The sequence below is a fragment of the Vibrio sp. 1249-1 genome (genome assembly GCF_033340495.1).
Genome location: NZ_JAWOWJ010000046.1, coordinates 1 through 1,727 on the forward strand (window position 1 = coordinate 1; position 1,727 = coordinate 1,727).

A 1,727-nucleotide genomic window follows, 5' to 3' on the forward strand; every position below is an offset into this window, starting at 1 on the left:
CCCTTCTCAGTAGTCAGACAACAGGCATTGAAGGTCATGAATGACAGGGATATCCAGACCCTCTGCCTTTACCTGAAAAAACAGAAACGGACCGTGGAAGAGTACCAGTGGCAACATTACGATGAACAATGCAATCTCCTGGAGCAACTGTTAAGGCAGGTGTTCTTGTGCCTTGAATGTGAGGCCGGTAAAGGCTCAGAAGCCGTCGTCGCCCAACTTCAACAGATGCAGACGGAAATCGCATTCGGTGGACCACTGAAGACGATGGATACGTCGCTCATCCCGAAAAAGCACCTCCCATGGTTGGTTAAACAGGATAACGTTAACCCGCAACGTTACGAATGGCTGCTCTACCGGCAGTTAACCTCACGACTGAATGGACGCATTTATTTGCCAAATGTTACCAAATACCGCGCACTGGAAGACGACCTGATCCCCCAGACATCGCAGGATACCTTGCTGGCCTCATCAACACTGGACAGACTAAAACAGCCCGCAGAGTTATTGTTACAGGAGAAACAACACCGGCTGGAAAGTGCACTCAAAGACGTTGCTCTCCATATTGATGAGGGAGACAATCGAAATGTGATCATGAAAAATCGTACCGGTACCCGCTGGCGTCTGCCGACCAAAAGCGCTACATCTCTGGTCAACAATCCCTTTTTTAAGCGAATGCAACCGGTCGGTATCGCGGATGTACTGCGGTATGTAGAGCGCGAAACCGGGTTCATGAAATGTCTGACTCATGTACTTCCGATACAAAAACAAGGGTTCACTCATCAGGATGATTTACTGGCCATTCTGATTGCCAACGCCACTCACCGTGGTGTGTATGGCATGGCGCAGATCTCCGATCGAAGCTATGAACACCTGAGTACGGTGCAGGCCAACTATATCCGGCCTGAAACGCTGCATGACGCCAGCGACGTGATCAATAATGCGGTTGCAGCGCTACCCATCTTCCGCCACTACCATATTCAGGAGGACCAGCTGCATGCCAGTGCGGATGGTCAGAAATTCGAAACCCATCTGGAAACCTTTAAAACCCGGTACTCCTCTAAGTATTTCGGCACCAACAAAGGGATCACGGCCATGACACTGGTGGCCAACCACAGCGCCCTCAATGCTCGGATCATCGGTTCCAACGAGCACGAATCACACTATATTTATGACCTGTTACAATCCAACAGCAGTGAAATCAAACCTGACGTACTCTCGACAGATACACACGGTGTCAATCATGTTAACTTCGCCTTACTGGATCTATGCGGTTACAGTTTTGCACCGCGATACGCGCAGTTCAGTAGTGTCATCAATGATCTGTTTGATGTGACTGAAAGTGAACAAGGCAGCACCATACTGGCGCTAAAGAAGCCTATCAGAACGAATGTTATTACAACGGGATGGCAAGATATCAGGCGTATTGTTCTGTCACTTCAGACAAAGCGGACGACACAAGCAATGCTGGTAAGAAAGTTGTCTGGTTACCCTTCTGGACACCCAATATTACAGGCTCTGACGGAGTATAATCGACTGGTTAAAGCGCAATATTTACTTGACTACATCGACGATGCCAGTTTGCGGCAGTATGTGCAACGTGCCCTGAACCGGGGAGAAGCATGGCACTTCCTTAGACGAGCCATTGCGTCGGTGAATGGTGATCAGTTCCGTGGCAAAAACGAGTCTGAAATCGCTATCTGGAATGAATGCGCAAGATTGCTTGCCAA

General features: G+C 49.0%; 1 protein-coding gene. It reads left to right on the forward strand.

Going from position 1 to position 1,727, the window contains the following annotated elements:
- The coding region (locus tag R7Z50_RS24085) for a Tn3 family transposase (RefSeq protein ID WP_114145314.1) at positions 1 to 1,727 on the forward strand (1,727 nt) is incomplete at both ends.